The following is a 3230-nucleotide window of genomic DNA, read 5'->3' as shown; positions in this document are numbered from 1 at the left end:
CGACTATGAGGCGACGCTCGCCAAGGCCGACACTGTCGTTGCCTCCTTCGAAAAAGACGACAAGTCCTTCACGCATGTCATGCGAAACTTCCTGCGGGTCTATCCGACGATGATCCCGGCCCTTGTGCTGCTGATCTCGATCGCCATTTTTTCGATCATCGCGCCACGGTTTTTCGGGATGGGCGCGCTGTCCACCGTGTTGAAACAGGTGACGGTCACGGGCTTTGTGGCGCTGGCGCAGACGCTGGTGATCCTGACTGCGGGAATCGACCTGTCGGTGGGCGCGATCCTTGTGCTGTGCTCGTTGATCATGGGCAACCTCGCTGTGTTTTCCGGCGTGCCGATGCTTGTTGCAGTGCTGATCGGCCTGGGCTTCGGGGCGATGATGGGTGCCGTAAACGGTGTGCTGGTTGCGCGCATCAAGCTTCCACCGTTCATCGTGACGCTGGGAACGCTGTCGATCTTTTCGGCGCTGACGCTGTGGTATTCGCAGTCTGAATCCATCCGAAACGTCGATATCGAGGCGACCGCGCCCGGTCTGCTGTGGTTTGGGCAAAGCTTCAACATGGGCGGCGCCAGCCTCAGCCTTGGCGGGATCACCCTGTTCCTGCTGGCCGCCGTGCTTTGGTACGTGCTGAACCATACGGCCTGGGGCCGGCATGTGCATGCCATCGGCGATGATCCCGAAGCAGCCATGCTGTCGGGCATCCGGGTCAGTCGCGTGCTGATCTCGGTCTACGTGGTGGCAGGCCTGATCTGCGGCTTTGCCGCCTGGATCGCCATTGGCCGCGTCGGCTCGGTTTCACCAATCGCCTTTTCCACGATCAACCTCGCCTCGATCACCGCTGTGGTGATCGGCGGCACCTCGCTGTTTGGCGGACGCGGGTCGATCATCGGATCGGTTCTTGGCGCCTTCATCGTGGGCGTGTTCAACACCGGCCTGTCGCTGGCGGGGGTGGACGACTACTGGCAGATGTTCGCGGCAGGCTGCCTTGTGATCATCGCTGTTGCACTTGACCAATGGCTTCGGAGGGCGTCGCAATGAGTGAAGTTCAACCGGTTCTGCGGGCCTGCGGCCTGATGAAGCGCTACGGCACGGTCGTTGCGATGAACGGCGCAGATTTCGAGCTGATGCCCGGTGAGATCCTCGGCGTCATCGGCGACAACGGTGCCGGCAAGTCGACGCTGATCAAGGCGTTGTCCGGCGCTGTCGCCCCCGATCACGGCAGCATCGAACTGGAAGGCCGCGAAGTGCATTTCCGCTCGCCGGAAGATGCGCGCGCCGAAGGGATCGAGACGGTCTATCAAAACCTCGCCATGTCGCCTGCGCTGTCGATCGCGGACAACATGTTTCTTGGCCGCGAATGGCTGAAGCCCGGCCTGATGGGGACGATCTTTCGTCAGATGGACCGGCCAAGGATGGAGAAATTCGCCCGCGACAAGCTGTCGGAACTGGGGTTGATGACCATTCAGAACATCAACCAGACGGTGGAAACCCTGTCCGGCGGCCAGCGTCAGGGCGTGGCCGTGGCCCGTGCCGCTGCCTTCGGCTCCAAGGTCGTCATCCTTGACGAGCCAACGGCGGCGCTTGGCGTCAAGGAAAGCCGGCGGGTGCTGGAACTGATCCGCGACGTCCGCGCGCGCGGCATCCCGATCATCCTGATCAGCCACAACATGCCGCATGTGTTCGAAGTGGCCGACCGCATTCATATCCACCGGCTGGGACGGCGGTTGGCAGTGATCAACCCCAAAGAACACTCGATGTCGGACGCGGTGGCCTACATGACCGGCGCCAAGCTGCCCGAGGGTCTCGCCGAGGCTGTCTGAGCCGACGGCAGCCCATCTGGCCACCGGTGATCCGGCGGAGCCGCGTTCCGCGGCATGTGATGGGTGTCGCCTGCGCGGCCCAAAGGGCCGACTTGGCTCCGTTGGCCCGGGCGGCATCGGCGTCGACACGTCTGCTGTGGCGCGCACGCTGCAGCGGCGGGTGCCTCCGGCGGGAGTATTTCCTGCAAGCTGGAATCACAGGCACGAACGCGCCCCGACCGACGGCACTGCTACGGTGCGCAGGGAGAGCTTCCCACGCGATCGGGGCGACTTCCATCTTGACGGTCATCGGGACTCCTCCCTGTACCGCAGTCGCAGGATGACCCGCAAAAGATTAAGCACACGTTACTGATTCCAGCTTGCGCAAATACTCATGCTGCCGCAGTCCCCCAAGCGCCGCCCGACGCTTCTCCGTGGAAACGCCGTCCGAGGGCCCTCAATGGGGCCGAGGACGGCTCCCCCGATCAGGGTTGTACTAGGGCTTGATTATCTGTCTGTAACCCGCACATCATGCGAAACCCGCCGCGACGCAAGACGACGCAACAGAACGCCATCGCCCGACGAGGAAGCCGCCCCACATGTCTCTCGCCCTGATTGCGGCACTCCCCTTCATTGGCGCGCTTCTTCCCGGCCTGATGTTCCGCACTGGACGCAATGCTTGCGCCCTGGCCGCAGGCTTGGTCACTGCCGCAGCACTTCTGCTTCTCGCGCTCCACGTCCCCGCCGTGCTGCGTGGCGAGGTGGTCCAATCCCGGATCGACTGGCTCCCCGCGCTCGGCCTCAACGCCAATTTCTTCCTCGACGGGCTTGGCCTTTTGTTCGCAGGCCTGATCCTCGGCATCGGCCTGCTGATCATCCTTTATGCCCGCTTCTACCTCTCAAGGTCCGATCCAATGGGGCAGTTCTACACTTTCCTCATGCTGTTTAAGGGCGCGATGGTCGGCATCGTTCTGTCCGATAACATCCTCCTTCTCCTGATCTTCTGGGAGCTGACCAGCCTCTCTTCCTTCCTGCTCATCGGCTACTGGAAGCATTTGCCCGAAAGCCGGCAGGGCGCGCGGATGGCGCTGGCCGTGACCGGGGCAGGGGGCCTCGCGATGATCGCGGGGATGCTGATCCTGGGCGAGGTTGCGGGCAGCTATGACCTGTCGGTGATCCTGCAGCAGGGCGAGGCGATCCGCGCCTCTGACTGGTATCTGCCCGCGCTGATCCTGATCCTTCTGGGCTGCTTCACCAAATCGGCGCAGTTCCCGTTCCATTTCTGGCTGCCGCACGCCATGGCCGCACCCACGCCGGTTTCGGCCTACCTCCATTCGGCCACCATGGTGAAGGCGGGGCTGTTCCTGATGGCGCGGCTCTGGCCGGTGCTGGCCGGGACGCCGGAATGGTTCTGGATCGTCTCG

At 63.2% G+C, this 3230-nt stretch carries 3 protein-coding genes; all 3 read left to right on the top strand.

What is annotated here, in order from left to right; translation table 11 throughout:
- On the top strand, positions 1-1045 hold a 1045-nt coding region (locus RMO18_RS04900; protein ID WP_309664284.1), incomplete at its 5' end, for an ABC transporter permease.
- Positions 1042-1827: an ATP-binding cassette domain-containing protein gene (locus RMO18_RS04895; RefSeq protein WP_309664283.1), complete on the top strand. Its 786-nt coding sequence runs from the start codon at positions 1042-1044 to the stop codon at positions 1825-1827. The genes RMO18_RS04900 and RMO18_RS04895, both read left to right, overlap by 4 nt.
- 578 nt (positions 1828-2405) lie before the next feature.
- Positions 2406-3230: proton-conducting transporter membrane subunit (locus RMO18_RS04890; RefSeq protein ID WP_309664282.1), on the top strand; the 825-nt coding region annotated here is incomplete at its 3' end.

The sequence above is a fragment of the Tabrizicola sp. genome, assembly GCF_031377265.1.
Classification (GTDB): domain Bacteria; phylum Pseudomonadota; class Alphaproteobacteria; order Rhodobacterales; family Rhodobacteraceae; genus JAUYQR01.
This window is presented reverse-complemented; position numbering and strand designations above follow the sequence as displayed.

What these genes read in the sequence shown, in the direction of transcription:
- RMO18_RS04895 (WP_309664283.1), top strand. Translation starts at nt 1,042, where the DNA reads ATGAGTGAAGTTCAACCGGTTCTGCGGGCCTGCGGCCTGATGAAGCGC.